At 61.1% G+C, this 18761-nt stretch carries 12 protein-coding genes and 3 pseudogenes; 5 read left to right on the top strand and 10 right to left on the bottom strand.

The annotated features are described in order from the left end of the window. Positions 1-308: 308 nt before the first annotated feature. Positions 309-1187, bottom strand: a complete 879-nt coding sequence (locus tag EV641_RS11670) for a crotonase/enoyl-CoA hydratase family protein (RefSeq protein ID WP_132471925.1) — start codon at positions 1185-1187, stop codon at positions 309-311. A 356-nt stretch (positions 1188-1543) separates the two neighbouring features. Continuing rightward, a complete protein-coding gene (locus EV641_RS11665; protein ID WP_132471924.1) occupies positions 1544-2881 on the bottom strand; it encodes an MFS transporter in 1338 nt (445 codons plus the stop codon). Between the two features lie 661 nt (positions 2882-3542). Between EV641_RS11665 and EV641_RS11660 the strand changes: the two are divergent. Next, positions 3543-5120 (top strand): annotated as a pseudogene (locus tag EV641_RS11660) (protein kinase); the annotation flags it as partial. On the opposite strand, the pseudogene EV641_RS11655 reads toward EV641_RS11660, so the two are convergent. From EV641_RS11655 to EV641_RS11635, 5 genes and pseudogenes are all read right to left on the bottom strand, one after another. Further along, a pseudogene (locus tag EV641_RS11655) lies at positions 5111-6307 on the bottom strand (IS110 family transposase); the annotation flags it as partial. The pseudogenes EV641_RS11660 and EV641_RS11655 overlap by 10 nt on opposite strands. Positions 6308-6610: 303 nt before the next feature. Further along, entirely contained in the window at positions 6611-7093 is a 483-nt protein-coding gene (locus tag EV641_RS11650; protein WP_132471923.1) for a VOC family protein, read from the bottom strand. Positions 7094-7379: 286 nt separating this feature from the next. Further along, a complete protein-coding gene (locus tag EV641_RS11645; protein ID WP_132471922.1) occupies positions 7380-8279 on the bottom strand; it encodes an NADP-dependent oxidoreductase in 900 nt (299 codons plus the stop codon). Positions 8280-8401: 122 nt separating this feature from the next. Continuing rightward, complete coding sequence (locus EV641_RS11640) at positions 8402-9358, bottom strand: alpha-hydroxy-acid oxidizing protein (RefSeq protein ID WP_132471921.1); 957 nt, start codon at positions 9356-9358, stop codon at positions 8402-8404. Next, the gene (locus EV641_RS11635) at positions 9286-10368 is read right to left on the bottom strand and encodes an IS630 family transposase (RefSeq protein ID WP_132471920.1); all 1083 of its coding nucleotides are present in this window, start codon (positions 10366-10368) and stop codon (positions 9286-9288) included. The genes EV641_RS11640 and EV641_RS11635 overlap by 73 nt, the downstream gene beginning before the upstream one ends. 382 nt (positions 10369-10750) lie before the next feature. Here EV641_RS11635 and EV641_RS29730 point away from each other — a divergent pair, with 382 nt between their 5' ends. Together EV641_RS29730 and EV641_RS30105 are read left to right on the top strand one after the other, a co-directional pair. Beyond that, positions 10751-11392 carry a hypothetical protein gene (locus EV641_RS29730; protein ID WP_241997103.1) on the top strand — a complete coding sequence of 214 codons (642 nt, stop codon included), beginning with the start codon at positions 10751-10753 and terminating at the stop codon, positions 11390-11392. 168 nt (positions 11393-11560) lie between these two features. After that, positions 11561-11698 (top strand): annotated as a pseudogene (locus tag EV641_RS30105) (IS630 family transposase); the annotation flags it as partial. A 305-nt stretch (positions 11699-12003) separates the two neighbouring features. Here EV641_RS30105 and EV641_RS11615 read toward each other — a convergent pair. The 3 genes from EV641_RS11615 to EV641_RS11605 form a co-directional block, all read right to left on the bottom strand. Next, a complete protein-coding gene (locus EV641_RS11615) occupies positions 12004-12900 on the bottom strand; it encodes a phytanoyl-CoA dioxygenase family protein (protein ID WP_132471917.1) in 897 nt (298 codons plus the stop codon). A gap of 301 nt (positions 12901-13201) precedes the next feature. Further along, entirely contained in the window at positions 13202-14659 is a 1458-nt protein-coding gene (locus EV641_RS11610; protein WP_241997101.1) for an APC family permease, read from the bottom strand. Positions 14660-14739: 80 nt separating this feature from the next. Further along, on the bottom strand, positions 14740-16647 hold the full coding sequence (locus tag EV641_RS11605) for an NAD(P)-binding domain-containing protein (protein WP_132471916.1): 1908 nt from the start codon (positions 16645-16647) through the stop codon (positions 14740-14742). A gap of 294 nt (positions 16648-16941) precedes the next feature. Between EV641_RS11605 and EV641_RS11600 the strand changes: the two genes are divergently transcribed. After that, a complete protein-coding gene (locus tag EV641_RS11600; RefSeq protein WP_132471915.1) occupies positions 16942-17583 on the top strand; it encodes a TetR/AcrR family transcriptional regulator in 642 nt (213 codons plus the stop codon). 121 nt (positions 17584-17704) lie between these two features. Beyond that, positions 17705-18742 (top strand): dihydrodipicolinate reductase, encoded by a 1038-nt coding sequence (locus EV641_RS11595; protein ID WP_132471914.1) that lies wholly within the window; start codon positions 17705-17707, stop codon positions 18740-18742. Positions 18743-18761 lie beyond the last annotated feature (19 nt).

Raw genomic sequence — 18761 nt, 5'->3', positions numbered from 1 at the left:
CAATATGAAGACGTAAAAGACGTGATGTGGTGCCCTGTTGTTCCGGCGTCGCGACAGTCAGTGAAGCCCGACCGGTGGCGGTAAGTAATTTCGAGTTCAGAGGTAACTGTGCAGTCGGGGCGGGGCCGACCAGGGTGGCTGTCATACTCGGCTCGAATGTGCTCCGCACGTTTTCCTCTCGACCCTCGGCGATACAACAATCGCTCCATGTGTAACCAGTATCACATCATCGGTAACCTGCAGTCGCCGGGCCTGGAGTGTGCCGTCGCACACCCCATGGAGGTTGCGGTGCGGTTCGTGCATCGCCGCTACTCGTCTCGAATCCACTCTTGGTAGAACGGGGGCATCTCCGACGCCCGCCCCTGGAAGAGTGGGTCGCGCTTCTCGAGGAAGGCGTGTACGCCGTCGTTGCCATCGCCAATGCTCGTGTAGAACATGGCCAGTGAATCGACCCGGTGCGCCTCGGCGGGGTGCCGCGCGGCTGAGTTCCGGTAGAGCATCTGACGCATGAGTGCGACGGACACCGGGGATCGGTTCCTCGTCCATGAGTTCGCCAGCGCCCGTGCCTCGGTGAGGAGTGTGTCCGGTTCGTGTACGGCCTGTGCGAGACCGGTCTCACATGTGGCGTTCGGATCGAGGATGTCGGCGCGATACACCAGGTCCAACGCGGTGGGCAGACCGACGATCCGGGGAAGGAACCACGTCGAACACGCCTCCGGGACGATACCCAGCCTCCCGAACACCAGACCGAATCGAGCCTGGGTCGACACGAGGCGCGCGTCCATGGCCAGCGTCATCGTCGCGCCTATTCCGACGGCTGCGCCGTTGATCGCGGCAATCACCGGCTTGCGGCATGCGTAGATCGCCAGTGTCACCCGGCCTCCTGTGTCACGGACGCGAGCCAGCTCGGGGTCGTCGAGGTCGGTCATGTCATCCAGTGACGGCGTCTTCGACCCGTCGAGCCCGAACACGTTGCCTTCGCTCGACAGGTCCATGCCGGCGCAGAATGCGCGCCCCTCACCGGTGACGATCACTGCCCGCACGGAGTCGTCGTCGTTGACGGCCACGAAGGTGCGTTCGAGCTCGTCGGCCATTTCGACGGTGAAGGCATTGAGTTTCTCCGGCCGATTGAGGATGACAGTGAGAATTCCATCCTCGATTTCATGTCGGATCGTGGTGAATTGCATGTCCACTCCCAGTGCTCTAGGTCAGCCGCCGAGGTTCTCGCTCCGCCTGCCGGTGGCCGACTCGACGCCACAAAAGGCGTCCGAAGTAATTGTCGTGCAGGTAAACCCTGCTTCGCTGAGGTGTTTTGCCTGGCCGCCGAGGATAGGTCGACACCTATCCGACGCCGTTTCACGGCGTCGATAACACGATGTCGCCCGGTCCTCGTTGGAATGTGAGGGCCGGGCGGCTCGGCTCATACTGTGGCTCGGCCGATCAGTCCGGATGGTGGCACTGGCGGTGCCCCCCGCACCACACATCGTGTGCAATACATACCGTCATCCCGGATGGGGTACGTCGACTCGCTTTGTGGAGCAGCTCACCGACTGGTCTGCAGACTTTGCACTTCGCTGGACTGTTTGGTCTTCCGGGAAAGGCTGAGCAGAGAAACGGCAGCGAGAAGGGCGAGGACCAGAAGTACGACGACCGAGAAGTACAGGCTACGGATGGATACGAACGACAAAGCATAGCCAGCGAGGATCGGCGCGAGGATCGCACCGACTCGTGCCACGCCGATCATCGTGCCCATGCCGCGTGTTCGCGCAAGTACCGGATAAACCAGAGTGCTCGTCACCGTTGCCGCCATCGCTCCATACACGGTGATCCCCATGACTGCAGCCATCATGAGCGCGAACCCCCCATTGAGTGTGGACGCGAATCCGATCAACGCCACCACTGCAACGACCGACCCGGCCACGATGTACCGAGGTGGTGAGACTTTATGTCCGACGGTCGCGTACAACGCGGCTCCTGCCAATGTGCCGAACGAGATCATCAGACCGGCAAGTGCTCCTTCTGCCTTGTCGGACGTTGCATCCGTAATCAGCTTGGGTGTCCACGAACTGATGAAGTAGAAGGACGCGGACAGTGCGGTGTAGGTGGTCCAGAGCAGCAATGTCAGCGTACGGAGTTCGCGTCCGAGCAACCGGACGGTCGCGGGACTCTTGCGCACCTCGTCTTCGTCGGCCTGAACCACCGGCGCGTCGTCTTCCAAGCCGAGACGACTCTGCGTGACGGCCGCCTTCTGCAACGATTCTGGATCGCCCTTACTGAGGAGGAAGGCAGTCGATTCCGGCATGAACACGACCGTGGCGATCAGCGCGATGATGCACAGGACCAGCCCCACCCAGAACATGCCCTGCCAGGACCCTCCGACCGCGGCGAGGAGCGCCGCACCGGCGAAGCCGGCGATGGTGCTGCCCAGCGGATATCCGCACATCACGGTGCCGACCGCAAAGCTTCGCCAGGCCCGAGGAACCACTTCGGGTGCGAGGACTACGACAACGGTCGCGATCGTTCCGACCGCGATTCCCGTGATGACCCGTGAGCCGAGGAGAACCCAATAGTTCGGCGCCAGAGCAGAGACGGTCAGGCCAACAGCGTTGAGGGTGAGCCCCGCCATCAGTACGAGGCGACGACCGTATCGGTCTGCCAGCGGCGCAAAAGCAACCGACCCGATGCCCATTCCCGCCAAAGCGGCACTGATCAGGTACCCCTGCATGGAGCTGGAGGCGAAATCATCCGGAAAGTAGGGGATCGCGAATCCCATGATGAAGATGTCATAGCCGTCCAGCGCGTTGAGAAGCGCGCACAACAGGACGATCATCACCTGGAACCTGTGCAGTGGCGGTCGTTTGATGTGTGGTTCGGCGGCCATGGCGACCCTTTCGTAGGTGCTGACGGACGGTGATTGAGGCATCGGCGGGCACGTGACGCAATGGGCGCAGTTCACTTCTCTCCTCGACGAAGTCGCCGAGTCGAGAAGCCATCGTGGACCAGTATTGAATCGAGCAACCGATTCAATAATCCGAAGTGTAGGTTCGCGGGGAACGTGAGTCAAGACACATTCTGCGTGTGTCGTGGGCGGCGGTAGCAGGCGAGGAGACGGGTTGAATCACCCCTCTCGCCTGCGAAGTTGCTCAGATAGTCTTGTCTTCGATAGGAGCTCGTAGACGAGGTTCAGTGCGAACGGGCGAAGCCGTGACCATCACGCCGACCTACGTGTCGCAAGTCCTCAGGCCATAGACGCAAGTCCACAGGCCATAGATCGGTACCGCGACCGATGACGACCACCGCAGACGATGGTGCGCTCGCGAACGAGGGACAGATGCGCTGGTACTTACGCGGTTGGGTATCCGGGGGCGTTCGGGCGCAGTCCACCGAAGGTGATGAGTCACTTACACCCGACCCGCGTCGATCGACCGGCCCTGACGCTGCGGTATCGGATTCGACTGCGATGGGACCGCCTGGCGATATCCTTGGGTGTTACTCCATAGGGTTCTCAGGCCGTTCGGCGTGCACCATGAAGAGATGTGTCGATGAATAACGTGGATCCATTCGCGACCCAACGCGACGGGTCCGGCGCGGTCACGGCGGAGCTCGCCGCGGCAGGGTTCGAGGATGCTGTCGAGATAGGTCGTGGCGGGTTCGGAATCGTGTACAAGTGCACGCAGGCGACGCTCGAACGTTCGGTGGCTGTCAAGGTCCTGACTGCGGATCTCGACGACGAGCACCGGGAACGGTTCATGCGAGAACAGCGCGCAGCTGGCCGGCTGACCGGTCATCCCAACATCGTCAACATCCTTCATGCCGACGTCACCGGCAACGGTCGCCCGTTCATCGTGATGCCTTACTGCGCCCGGGGCTCTGTCGATGCCCGAATCCGGCATCATGGCCCGCTTCCGCTGGCCGACGTGCTCCGGCTCGGTGTGAAGATGGCCGGTGCCCTGGAAGCCGCGCACAATCTCGGCATCCTCCATCGCGACATCAAGCCCGCGAACATACTGCTCACCGATTACGGCGAGCCGGCATTGACGGACTTCGGCATCGCGCACATCACCGGCGGGTTTGAGACCACCACCGGAATCGTCACCGGGTCACCGGCTTTCATTGCACCCGACGCGGTGGCCGGGCTCCCTCCGAGCGCGTCCGCGGACGTCTACGGGCTCGGCGCCACCCTATTCGCGGCGCTCACCGGTCACGCCGCGTTCGAACGCCGCAGCGGCGAGCACTTGATGGCACAGTTCCTGCGGATCACGACCGAGCCGGTTCCGAACCCACGCGAGCACGGCGTTCCCGAGGACATCAGCGCAATCATCGAACAGGCCATGGCCAGTGATCCCGACACTCGCCCGTCCGCCGCGGAGGTGAGCCAACATCTGCGCGAAGCCCAATTACGCCATGGATTCGCGGTCGACGAGATCGCCGTCACCACCGAGCCGGAAGCAGGGCGCGAGGCACCTTCGGAGAAAGATGCGTGGCCTGTACCGTCGTGGTCGACCGATTCGGGTCGAGGGGGTCAACTCCCGCTGGAGTTGACCAGCTTCGTCGACCGGCGCACGGAGTTGACCGAGGCGAGGAACGCGTTGTCGAGCGCGCGGCTGCTGACCCTGACCGGCACCGGTGGGGTGGGTAAGACCCGTCTGGCGCTTCGTATCGCCGCCAAGGTGCGCCGAGACTTCGCCGACGGCACCACCCTGGTGGAACTTGGGGAGTTGCGGGATGAGTTGCTGTTGGCGGGGGTGGTGGCGAACGCGCTGGGCTTACGTGACCAATCGGCGCGACCTCTTCGCGAGGTGCTTGTCGAATTCCTCGCCGGGCGAGAACAGCTGCTGATCCTGGACAACTGCGAGCAACTGGTGTCCGCGGTCGCCAAGCTCACCGAAACCCTGCTTCGAACCTGCCCACGGCTGCGGATTCTCGCCACCAGTCGCGAACCGCTCGGCATCAGCGGGGAAGCGGTGCTGCTTGTGCCACCGCTCGGCGTCCCGGATCCCGACCACCTACCGCGGGCGATGGCGGGCAACGACGCGATCACCCTGTTCGCCGAACGCGGAGCCGCCGCGGCCCCGGGATTCGAGGTCACCGAGGAGAACCGGGTCACCATCGCTCGGATCTCGTCGTAGATGGTGCCGGTCTTCAAACATCCGTGAAGGATGCCGACGAGCCGGTTACCGAGCTGACGCAACGCCGCATGGTGCCCGATCTCGCGGGCCCGGAGAGCGTCGTAGTAGGCCCGAGCTCCGGGTGAGGCGTTCGTCGAGCAGAACGCCCACTGGTGACACGCATCGGCCAGGTGCTTGTTGCGGGCGTAGCGCGCCAGCACCGTCTTCCTCTTTCCCGACGCTCGGGTGATCGGGGAGGTACCGGCATAGTTCTTGCGGGCCTTGGCATCTTGATAACGCGAAGGGTCGTCACCGAACTCTGCGAGCACCCGGGGGCCCAGCACGTCCCCCAGACCGGGACAACTGCGGACGATCTCAGCGACCGGGTGCTGACGAAAACTGCGCCCCACCACCTCCTCGAGCTCATCGATCTGCTCGGCCAGGTGCGCGAGCATGCGGGCCTGCCCGGCCACGACGACCGCGTAGGCCTCCTCGATCGGAGCCGGCTGCCGCAGCGCCGGCGCCCGCAACGCCTCCCGGAGGCGGGTGGCCTTGGCGGTGCGGTCACCGCGCCGGTGCGCTCGCGCGAGTTCTGCGGTGATCTGCCCGACGGTCAGTCGTGCTGCGCGGGACGGATCGGGGGCCTTCTGCAGCAGTGCCAGGGTGTCCGGGGCAGTGAGCTCGTCGAACGCGGTCAACGCGGCCGGGAAGTACTCGCGTAGCGCCGACCGCATCCGTTGCAGGTGTCGGGTGCGGTCCCAAATCATGCTCTGATGGGCCCGGGTGAGCAGTTTCAGGGCTTCGACCTGGGTGGAGTCTCCTGCGATCTGGCGGTGGTGGTCCCGGTCCAGCCGGACGATCTCGGCGAGCAGGTGGGCGTCGCCGGCATCGGACTTGGCCCCGGACGTGGAGTGTCTTTCCCGGTAGCGGGCTGCCGACATCGGGTTGATCGCAAACACCTACCCGCAGGCGAGCAGCGCCGAGACCCATACCCCGCGATCGGTTTCGATCCCGACCACGACCACACCCTCGGGCCCGCCGACGGTATCGGTGTCGAGATGCTCGGCCACCACCTCGTGCAGGCGCGCAAGGCCGTCGACACCTTCCGGTAATCGCATCCGCGCCAGGCGGTGCCCGGTGTCATCTTCGACCTCGATGTCGTGATGTCCTTCCGCCCAGTCATCGCCGATGAACAACATGGAGTGACCTCCAAACAGACTGCTATTCAATACTTTTGTTCGGCAGCGAGGGGAAGACGTCGGCGACCTGATGGTTCGAGTGCTCACCGGCCTCACCCGAGCGCGGAAGCAGGGGCACGTCATCCCATCAGCGATCATGGGCTTCCTCACGACCGGCGGGCGCACGATCTGACTTCAGGCGCCTTCCCAAGGAAGGGCACGCCAGGCCGGAAGAGTGCTGTCCCGTCGGCCGCTACCAGTACCGAACCCTGCCACAGTCGTGGCCTGGCCGGTAGCTCCCATTAGGCCGGGAGGCTGTTGGCCTTAGACGACGAATCCTCCGGATCCCATTATCCCGGTTTGAATCCATTTCTCGAGATCTTCTCGTGCGGATTCATCAACGAACTCGAAGCGAACCCCGCCGGTAGTTTTCGGGTTCGTGTACCACGCAAATGTGGTTCCATCGGGGTTCAAAACCTCGCCATCCGCTTCCACTCCGGAATCGATATATCGTTTCTTGTTTTCGTCAATTTTTGGGTCCCACATACCTATGTGATGTAGGCCTTCTCCGTGACCAGCGGAGTAAACTCCGCTGCCCTTGGCTTCGAGCAGCTCCATATAAGGGGGTCCTTGTTGAGAGTATGTTGCTCGCAGGTTGAACTCGTGTTCGTCGGGATCGACCAGTCTATTGAGGTGGATTTCAGTCGGTTCGTGAAAGGTAAGTCCAAAAAGCTGGCCGTAGAGATCAATTGCGCGGTCGATGTCTTTGACGAGAATTCCGTAGTGATAGACGTTCGGTGATTCCATTTGTGTTCCTTTCGAGACGTGCGAGCAAATTGGACGGCCGGAAGGCGGTGCAACTCCTACCTTCTCCTAATTCTTCACCTGATCTCATTTGTTCTCATTGGTCATCTGGAGGCAGAACTCGTGCTTTTTAATCGTGTTCTGCGGCCGCATTGTCCGGAGTCAGTATTTGGTATGTGCTGCATCTCTACATCCGGGCGTATGGTTCTACGAGATGGGTGATGTCGACGTGGGATCGCTCGGAGATGAAGCGGGCCGGTGATTCCCGGAGGAGCGAGGGCGCTGCGGGTCAGACGACAAGGGCGATGCGGCGTCCCAGCCGACGTTCGTACTCGCGGTGAGCAGCCTCGATCTCTGAAATCTTGAATGTTGTCGGCTCGGGAAGGTTGAGCTCACCGGCGGTCAGGAGCTCGGCAAGTGTCTGCAACATCGCGCCGGACTCGTGAGCGATGACCAGCGTCGCGTTCTTCTCTGAAATGCTGTGGGGCGGGCTACCCGGGACAACGGTGACGTAATGTCCCGTGGGCCGTAATGCGGCGGACAGATCGATCCCAGCAGCGTCGATCACTCCGTCGACGCAGGAGGCCGGCGGTGAACCGATATGTACCTCCTCGGCTACGCCGGCCGGCAACGATTCTGTCTGCTCGGCCCGTCGAATCAACGCGTGCGCGCGGTATCCGCGGGTGTGGAGAAGCTGCAGTGCGATACGTCCGACCGCCCCGGCGGCTCCGGAAACGAGTACTTCGGCTCCCTGACTCAACTGCAATGCCTCGACAGCCTGGAGCGCTGTCAACCCGGGTAGCGGCAACTGGGCCAAGACCGCCGGGGAGACGCCTTCAGGGGCGCGAGCAAGGGACGTTTCGGGGAGACAGACGAACTCCGACCAGGTCCCTTTCCCGGTGACAGCCAACGTCGAGACTCCGATGACCCGGGTTCCGGGTAAGAATCGGTCAGCACTCGGGCCTGCCTCCCGGATGGTGCCTACGAGGTCGTATCCGAGAGTGAACGGCGTACTTCCCTGACGTGGGGTGATCGACCCGTTACGGATCTTCACGTCCGCGGGATTGATCGCTGAGGCCTCGAGGGCGATGAGTACTTCGCCGTCCCCTGGACTGGGAACGGGAATGTCTCGTAGCTGGAGGACGTCGATGTCCCCGGGGGAACCAAACTGAACAGCGAACAAGTTCATATCCCTAAGTTGTAGGTGTCTGGGTTGATGCCCGGGATGCCCCGGGCGGTCGGTGACTTCGGCCGCGTGAGGATGCGTGATGGTTCCGCCGGGGGCGACGATCGCATCCCTCGCGGTGGCCTCTAGGTGGTGATGCGAGGTAGAGCCCCAAACGCGGACCTCTCGAGGACGAAGCCTTCGGGAACGACGAGGTCTTCAATGCTGATCTCGGAGAGGGAATTATGTCCGACGCCCAGCATGATCTTGTCGAAACTGGATCGCAGAGCAGCGATCACTTCAGAGACGCCGCGTTCGCCATTTGCGCTCAGACCGAACAGCCATGCACGGCCGATCAGTGTGACATCGGCCCCAAGAGCAAGAGCCTTGAAGACGTCACCACCCCGCCGAACCCCGCCATCGAAGCTGATCTCTGCCTGCCCGTCGACAGCGTCGACGATCGCGGGCAGAGCACACAGCGGCGACAACGTCGAATCGAGGTTGTTGCCACCGTGGTTGGAAACCCCGATCGCGGTCGCACCCGCGTCGATCGCGCGGCGTGCGTCATCCGGATGCCATATGCCCTTGACCATGAGCGGTCCCTGCCACAGACTCCTGATCCACTCGAGGTCCTTCCAGGTAGGCAGCGGCGTGGCCAGCCATTGCATAAACGCCTGCGCCATCGTCGGAACGCTGCCCGTGCCGTCCCCGAAATTGGGAACAGTCAGATCGGGTAGCTTCCGGCGCCGGAGGTAGCTGAGGAGCCAGCCGGGTCGAGAAAGCCCCATCGGGGTGAATTGGATCATTGTCTTGAGGTCCAGTTGTGCCGGAATTACAGGTGAGCCCCAGTCACGGGCCTGGATCGGCAGCGCGTCCATCGTCACGATCAGTGCCTTGGAGCCCGCTGCCGCGGCACGGCCGATCCGCTGGGTGATCTCGTCTCGGGTTCCAGCCCAGTAAAGCTGATAGATGGCGTTGGAATTGTCCTTGACGACATCCTCGAATCGGCTGCTAGTGGTGTGTCTCTGAATTAGCTGATCTTTTCGAAGGCGACGCGCCCACGCGCAACTTTCGCCAGGATGGACTCGGCAGTAGCGGTCCACACATACGGACGCGGATTGTCATTGTGCGCATCGAGATATTCCTGGATCGAGTCGATCAAGTCGGGCACCGAATGAAAAACCCCACGCCGCAACGCTTTGTCCGTCAACTCGCGAAACCAACGTTCGACGAGGTTGAGCCAGGAAGAGGAGGTGGGAGTGAAATGCAGATGAAACCGAGGATGCTTCGCAAGCCACGCTCGCACGTTGGGGTGCTTGTGCGTGGCGTAGTTGTCCAGGATCAAGTGGACCGCCAGACCCTTGGGTACCTGCCGATCGATAGTACGCAGAAACTTCAAGAACTCCTGGTGCCGGTGCCGAGGCAGACACTGGCCGATCACCGTGCCGGTGAGAACGTCGAGGGCCGCGAACAGCGTGGTGGTGCCGTGCCGCTTGTAGTCGTGGGTCATCGTCTCGCCGCGGCCCTTGATCATCGGCAACGACGCCTGCGTGCGATCGAGAGCCTGCACCGACGACTTCTCGTCCGCGCACAACACGATCGCCTTCTCCGGCGGGTTCAGGTACAACCCGACCACGTCGACGAGTTTGTCCTCGAAGCGAGGATCGTTCGACAACTTGAACGTCTCGACGCGGTGCGGCTTGAGGCCCCGCGCCGACCACACGCGTTGCACCGTGTCCTTCGAGACCCCGGCCACCTCGGCCATCGTTCGGCAACTCCAATGGGTTTCACCCTCGGGTCGATAGTTCTGTGTGAGATCGAGAATCCTCTCGATCGTCTCCTGCGGGATCGAAGCCTTGCGGCCGCGTCCTTTGCGGACTTCACCCAACCGCGCCACTCCGTCCTCGGTGAACCGTGCCCGCCAGTTCGATACCGACCCTGGCGAGACGGACAAGGCTCGCGCGATCGACGTGTTGGCCAGGCCGTCGGCCGCCATCAACAAGGCTTTCGCGCGCACCACTTCTCGGTGCGCCCCGGACTGCGACCGCGCCAACGATTCGAGCACCTCACGTTGCCCCGGGGTCATTTCCAGGGCAGGTACCGGCTTTCTCATGCGGGAATCCTACCGGACTAACAATCATTTATTTGAGAGACACACCACTAGATGGACCGGGAGTCTGAGTGAAGGATTAGGTGCCCGCGGGACCGTTGTAGGTAACGGTCTCGCCGGCCCAGAGCGAGCGGAGGATCCGCGCTGTGTCGGAGAGGACTGCAATGGTCGGCGCCGGCACACCGTATGCCTTCCGCCGCCAATCTGCCGATCGGCCCAGTCCGAGGGTGAAGCGCTCTCTTGTGAGCGCCTGCAGGGTCTGTCACGACCCCATCCCGCCACCAGAACCATCCCTGACCTCGCCGAACACGACACTCGCCCCACTTGCAAGATCATTTGTTAGTTCGGAGAAGATGCCCTCGACGCCGAAGCAGCCGCCCACGCGGTGCTGACAGGCCGCGCCACCGCCCGGGCGAAGGACGCCGACGGGCCGGTCGAGATGACCCGAATGTTAAAGCTGGCCAAGGCATCTTCCATCAAGGCACGTACCCAGTCCATCAACCAACTCAAGGCGGTGCTCGTCGCCGCCGATACGGAGTTGCGCGAGGCGCTGTCCGGGTTGAGCAGCACTGTGCTCTTCCGCCGCTGCGCGGAACTCGAGGCGCACACTCCCCACGATGTCACCACGGCCGCGACCTACACGCTGCGACTGCTGGCCCGCCGCATCCTCGAGTTGAGCACGGAAATCCGCGACCTGGAACGCCGGATCACCGATGTCATTGCAGAACATGCCCCGAAACTGCTCGAACGCCGCGGTGTCGGCCCCGACAGTGCAGCAGCGTTGCTCATCACCGCCGGCGACAACCCCGACCGTTGCGCAGCGAGGCGTCCTTTGCCGCCCTGTGCGGCGTCAATCCAATCGACGCATCCTCCGGCAAGACCACACGTCGCCGCCTCAACCGAGGTGGAGATCGACAGGCCAACGCCGCGCTGTACCGCATCGTCCTGTCCCGTCTGCGTTGGGATGCCCCGACCGGCGCCTACCTGGCACGGCGCCTCGCGGAGGGCAAGACCCGGCGGGAGGTGATCCAGTGCCTCAAACGTTACATCGCCCGAGAGATCTACCAGATCCTCACCGAACCTCGGCCCGACGCCACCACAGACTCTGTGGCTGCTTGACATCCATAGGGGCATCTACGCCACTCACAAGCACCAGAACGTTCGCGACTGGCTCGCCGCACATCCACGAGTGACAATGCATTTCACTTCAACGAGTTGCTCGTGGCTGAACATGGTCGAGATCTTCTTCGGCATCATCACCCGGCAGGCGATTCGGCGCGGCACCTTCGCGTCGGTCACCGACCTCGAATCGACGATCACCGACTACATCGACAGCTACAACGATCGCGCGAAGCCGTTCGCATGGACGAAGACGGCCAGTCATCTGATCGACAAGATCAAACGTAAATCAATCAACAACACGAAACACCTAGAGTCGCTGTCGGTGATTGGATCGAGCGGGTTTACAACCGCCGTCGGCGTCATTCGAGCCTCGAGATGATCAGTCCCGTGGAGTTCGAGCGTCGATTCACTCAAACGGCTGAGGCCGCCTGACCCCGTGTCCGCTGGACGGGGTCAACCCCACGCCGACGAAATCGGCGACTCACTCGCCCGGTACTCAACAATCTCACGCGCAGGCTATTGGAGATCCAGGTACTTGGCGATATCATCGAAATTCGCTTGCCACAACGTACCGCCCTCTTTCGAGGCGTTGTGGAACGAGCGGAACCCGAGGATGTTCTGGATCTTTGGGGGAAGTGTCCTGACAAGGTCAAGCGGGACCAGGAAGGCGTGCGCTTCTTCGCTGGTCAGCCAGCCGATGGTGAACGACCACGCCATAGCGCGCCTGTATTCGTCGGACGTCTTGTTCTCGCCGCCACCGTGAGAGACCTTCCCGTCGATCAGCAGGATATCGCCAGCGTCGAGAAGAGCCGGGAAGGTCTCTTCAGGGGTGCCGCGGTTCTCGTAGTCGTCCCAATGGCTACTTCCAGGGATGACGCGCGTCGCACCGTTCTCCTCGCTGAAGTCGGTGAGCGCGGTGAGGAAGTTGATGGTGACGTTGTAGACATTGGGGCCCAGTTCTCGGAAAATGGGCCAGTTTTCGAGGTCGCGGTGCAGTGGCTGGGGTTTGTTCCCAGGTCCGATCTCGATAACCTGGGCGGCCGTCATCTGGTAGCTATCCGCGATGGGAAGAAGAAGCGCGTCTGCAATGGCGAGTATGCGTGGATCTTGGAGCATTTCCTCGCGGAACGTCTTGGAGTGAGTCACGACATTGGTGAGCCGTTTGGTGTTGGCACCGTGAAAGTCCTCAAGAATATCGATCTTGTCCGGCGAACCCGCAGGGCTGAGATTCTCGAGATGTGGATCGATCTCAGTGTTGAAGCGCTGAACCTGGTCTTCGGTGAAGAATCTGGTGAGGATTACTCCACCGTCACTCTCCACGATCTCTGCAATCTGCTGCGGACTGGTGTCGGCAGGAACACGCCGAATTACCGTGTCACGGTAGTTCGTTTCGGGGGTCTGTGTCTCGCTCATTTGTGTAACTCCATGGTGGATAGTGGGTGGTTTTGGTGTCGGATCCACTTGATTCGACTGTGGGCGATCAGATAACTGGATCGTATGGACGAGTGATGTCCTGGAAGGTGATCGAGGCAAGAGTTTGTTTCCTGTTTCGAAAAATACTGCGGTTGCGGCGTATTCATTCGGCGCCCGGGCGTCCTTGCGGGTGAATTCGATGCGAAGGGTCGGACACGCTCCGGGCGAGGCTGCGAAAAGCTATCGAACCGCGTGAGAGGGCAAGCGGAGAACTCGTCCTCTTCGCAAATGCAAGTCGGATTCATGCTTGTTCGTCGGCTGTTAAGAGGTCGGTATCCGGCTGCGGACCGTCCTGCACGGGAGTCGCATTGCCATCTATCCGTTTTGAGTATCGACGACCTCCCAAGTAGAACACCGCACCCAATACTGCCACGGTGATGATCGCCACGTAGGTCATTATATCGACAGGCGATTCCGGGGGATCAACGAAGCTATTGATGAGAAGCCAAGACATCGTTGCTATGCCGACAGCCGACCAAAGAACGGTGCTCGCCGTGAGTACTTTTTCGCGAATGAGTAATGCAACGGCGCCAGCGCAGATCAGGACGTATGGCAGTACCCAGAAGTAAACAGTCAGAGTCGCCACAATCGTATACATTGCGAAGATCGAACTCGGCTTGACTATCATGGTTGCAGTCAAGATTCCTGCGGCGAGTACCGTGTTCAAAATGATTGCGCGGTATGGAGTGCCGAACCGGGGGCTGTTCTTTCCGAGGCTCCGGGGAATCATTCCGCTAGCCGCGAAGGACTTGGTTACGTGTGAAGCATAGTTCATGAAACCGATGGCAGCGGCGAATACCGAGATGGCAAGCAACAAGTCTGTAATCTGTCCAAACCATGTGCCAAGGCCCGCATTCACAGCCAGCGCCGCTGGTGCTGACATGCCGGCTTCGAGCTGCTCCCCGGTCTTCATTAGTCCAGGGACCTGTAGAACCGTCACCAGAATGTAGAGAGGGCCCAAAACCTTCGGCCATGCCATGACCGCTGCTGGGACATTCTTCTTGGGGTCACTGGTTTCGGTCGCGAGTGATGCTGCGCTCTCGAAACTCGCAAGCCATGCGGCGCCGGCAGCAAGACCAATGAAGATCCCAGGAACAGATGAACCATCCAGAGACAGTTGCTTGGGCAGTTCCAGTCCTGTGCTCCATGCACTAGCAAAGCTGACGACAAGAAGCAACGGAACCGATATCACAGTAAGTGCGACAGCGGTCTTGACCGACGTATCCAATCCGCGCCACGCCACAACCGCAGAAATAATTGCTACGGCCAAAATGAGCGCAACCATTGTGGTTGGCTCACCAGCCCATTCATATCCGATCCCGATCAGAAAGCTACTGGCGTACATCGAGAACAACACAATGACGCACATAAGCTGCCCCACATAGCCTAAAGCAAGGGCCGCCCCGGCGGCAGCTTTCGCCCACGGACCAAACACCTCCCCAACGTATGTAGAAAGAGATCCGGAGACAACGTACCGACGGGCGAAAACGATGATCGACCTACCAATTGCGAATCCCGCTATCGCAGAGATAAGAGCCGCAACCCAACTTCCATAACCCGCTGTACCAATGAGTAAGACCGGAAATGAAGCAATACCCACCGCTGGAATGAAAGACGACAACGCCAGAGCGACCAGCTGCCTTCGACTCAACACTGAGCCCTTACTTACAACTTCTGTCTGAGAGCGAGAAGCGGCCATTTAGAAAACTCCTGAAAAGAGGGGGAGGGGACCGACCAAGCAGCCGAAAAAGAACAATGCGCTTACCTTCTGGAAACGAGTTACGTTGACGGTATCGGGATCGAGAATTGCATCGCCGCAGTAGCCCAGGAAGTTTTGATGACGACCTTCCCCCACTTTGTTTCCGATGAAAAAGGACTGCAATTCTTCGATCGAGTCGAATATTGTTTCTGTGCGCTGTAGCTGTCGATCGGCAAGCCGCTGACCAATCTGCTGTTCGAAATCGATACAGAGGTGTTCATGATCGTGGAAAATAAATCCGCACAACGAGATTCGGCGGTCAATTGCGGAGCTGAGGTCATTGAAGACTGACGATATCGCGCTGTTGTGCTCGACGATTGCGTCACACAGCGTGATCGTGCCGCGGGTACGCATCGCTTCGAACGCGGCTGCAGATGGTCGCCGCCCACGTTGCCGATGTAGAAGTCGAGTCCATTGGGCGCTGCGGTACGCAGGAGGTCGGGCAACGGCCGGTCGTGGTAGTTGAAGGTTTCGTCGAAGCCGTACTCGACCTTGAGCGTGGCAGCCTTTGTTGCCGATCCGACGCTGCCGATGACATGTTGTGAGCCGCTGAGTTTTGCGAACTCGCCGACCGCGCGGCCGGCGGCACCGGAGGCGTCGCGGTCCAAGACGATGTCACCGGACCGTAAGGCCGCAATGTCGATGAGCCCGACATAGGTGGTGAAGCTGGGCATCCCCAGGGCTCCGAGGTATGCCGAGGCGTGCACATCGGGAGGGTCCGTGGCCAGCTGGCACCCGCATGCATCGACGGAGAGGTGGGTGCGCCACCCGAAGTCGTGGATGAGCAGGTCGCCGACGGATAGAGTGAGAGTTTTCGAGGCAGTGACCCGTCCGACAGCTTTGACGCTTATCGTCTCGCCCAGCCTGAACCCGGTGACATAACTGTTCTCCCCGGTCATTCGGCCCCGCATATACGGATCTACGGAGGAGTGCAGATTCTCGATTTCGACCTGCCCTGGGCCGAGGGAGGGGGGTTGAACTTGCACGGTAGTAAAGTCAGCGCAAAAGGATATCCCGTCAGGTCTGCTCGTCAACACCAACTCGGTGGGGACGGCCATCGGTGCCTGCTTTCCGTAGAGCAGGATAACCCTTGTAGTTGCCCTGCCCCGCTCTCCGTCACTGATCATCGCTGAATTGATCGTGCGTAGCGCTACCAAATACGTGTCGAGCGTTGCTTGATCAGTGGTGTGAGAGCCAGCTTGGACGTTGTTGAGGGCGGCATCGATCTCTTGGGGCAGCAGATCGAGCCGGTACGACAGAGCTCGTTGGATCTCATTGAGGTCAAGACCGACGGAGCGTGCGCATGACATTCCCCCGGGAAACGGCCGCGATGGCATCAGGACGCGGCGCCACGCACCAAGCGACACCGTGTGGAATGTGGCCGTCATGGCGGCGTCGAGTGCGTTGGCAGCCGAAGGGGCTGGACCGACATACGTTGCAGCGGATAGGAATTGCAGGTGGAGGTTGCACTGCGTCCAGTTCCGGGCGCTTCCCGCGTAATAGGACAGCGTGGACTGTTGGCCGATCTCGTCGGGATTGGAGGCGAGGATTCCGTCCAGGTAGCTGGCACCCCGCTCACTCACCCACGCTCCGAGGTTGCTCGCTTCAGCGGCCGAACCGGAGGGCGGATTGACTATTGCCTTGCCGCGAAGGACATCAGCTACATACGCGGGCAGCGCACGAGTGGTCGCGTCGTCCGGCAACATCAGGATGAGGTCGTTGTCACGTACGGTGGCGGTGTCGCAACGCCGGGCTGCACGACCGCGGAGCGGCTCGCAGCGGGACGCGGTGCGATTCCGCACCGAGGCTGGATTGTCGCGATTCAGCAGAGCGCGCGCGATGGCACTGGCCATCAACCCGGTTCCGGGCACTGCGACCCGCGGTGTCTGTGCCGAAGCGGTCTCATCTGTCGTGTCCAGCGGGGGCATAGGGAGCTCATTTTCGTGATGGAAACTCAAGGGCGGCCTGCGGACCTGTATCCAGACCGAGTGGGGTGGGGGTTGTAGATGGAAGGGTTCAGGAATCGGTCGAATGACTTGGTCATATGAACGGAGCACGACCAGTGTGGAGCCATCGCAGTGTGACGTCAAGCACTGAAACGTAGATTTTACGCCGACGGCACATGCTTAACGCGTCGTCTTGGGTGTTCCCGCACAGTGCGACCTGGCGAAATTACGCTAGAATTCCTTTGTCAGATGACCTAGACGGGACAGGGAGACGTGATGGCGCGGGTGCCCGCACAGCAGCGGCGGCAGGACTTCATCGAAGCGGCGGTCCGTGTCATCGCGGAAGTGGGAATTGACGGGGCAACAACGCGCAAGATTGCCGAAGCGGCTGATGCTCCGCTGGCTACGTTGCATTACTGCTTCCACACCAAAGAGCAACTGTTCTTCTCTGTGTTCGAACACATGTCTGTCGACATCCTGGAGGGTCAGACGGAAGCGCTCGGTGGTCATGGGGACCTGGCGGTAGCCGCTGCGCGAATCGTAAGAACAACATTGGAATGGTCCACCCAGCACCCTAATTACAGCCGCGTGCAGTTCGATCTGTTGCTATGGGGTCTCCGCCGGGAGAGTAAAGATGAACAGTGGGCCGAGCGAGTGTACGGGGTGTTCACCGACCCCTACGTCCGAATCCTGCGGGAATCAGTGGGGCCTAATGATGACCCTGCGCTGGTGGAACCGTTAGCGCGGGTGGTCTTGAGCATCATCGACGGCCTGACACTGCAATGGGTGAGCAACCCAGACACCGTGCGACTGCAAGGCGATGTCGAACTTGCGGCCACCATGATCTCAACGTATGTGAGCGCCTCCCGCGGGGCTGCGCAATCGGTCGCCGCGCAGGCGCGCGCCGCAGCAAGCTAACTGCGCGGGCGTCGCTCCGATTGACATCCAATTGGGATTGGCATGATGATCGTCTGATCATTTGGTCAAGTCGACCGATTAGGTTTGGTCTGGATACCTCCCTCTCCCCAGGAGTCTGCTCATGCGCCCAGTCAGAGTTGTTGTCTACGGAGCCGGCACGATGGGCCTGCTCGCTACCCGGATGTTGAAAGAAAAGGGCGCTCAGATCGTCGGCGCCATCGCTCGCAGCGATGCCAAGAAGGGCGTGGACCTCGGAACTCTGGCCGGCGTGGACAAGCTCGGCGTCCTGGTCGATACCGACGCCGAACGCGTCCTGGGGAGTGTCCGTCCCGACGTCGTCATGCTGGCCACTCAGAGCTTTATCCCGGAGATCTACGATCAGCTGGCCATGTGCATCCGATCGGGCGCAAATGTCTTGACGCTCGCTGAAGAGACTTTCTTCCCGTGGAACACATCTCCCACTCTCACCGCGCAACTCGATCGCCTTGCAAGGATCCATGGAGTGACTGTCACCGGCGGTGGCCATCAGGATTCGTTCTGGATTCACCAGGTCGGCGCACTGATGGGCGCCTCGCACCGGATCGACTCGGTCAAGGGGTTTGCCACGTGGAACGCCGATGACTACGGACCCGACGTCATTGCGACAAAGCATGTTGGTGAGACCTTGGAAGCCTTCGAACACGCGGTCGGTCAAGGCGATGCGCCCCCGACATATGGCCGGAACGTCCTCGGTGCACTGGCCCAGGCGAGTTCTCTGACCCCGGTGGGCTGGGAGGCAACGGTCCGCCCTGTCATTGTCGACCAAGACCGAACCTCGCGGTCGCTGGGTCGGACCCTGAGCGCCGGTACAGTGATCGGATACTCCGATGTGGACACGATGCGTACCGCAGAGGGACCCGTCTTCACGTTCGAGATGGCCGGTTACGTGTACGGCGCAGGCGAATCCGATACGAACGAATGGAACGTCTACGGTGAACCCGACCTGTACCTCGGGAACGGTGTCGTTCCGAGCTACACGACGACGTGCACGCAATGGGTTAACCGCGTGCCCGACGTGATCAATGCCCGACCCGGGGTTGTGACGATCGATGAGATGCCCCCACTGTCCTACCGGGCGCTCCCGCTCCATCGATACGTTGACGGCGGCAAGCTTTCTTGATCCAGAGCCGCATCACGCA

Origin of the sequence: Rhodococcus sp. SMB37 (assembly GCF_004345605.1) — a bacterium.
Taxonomy (GTDB): Bacteria; Actinomycetota; Actinomycetes; order Mycobacteriales; family Mycobacteriaceae; genus Rhodococcus.
The sequence above is the reverse complement of the archived record's forward strand: the minus strand, read 5'-3'. Positions and strand labels throughout refer to the sequence as shown.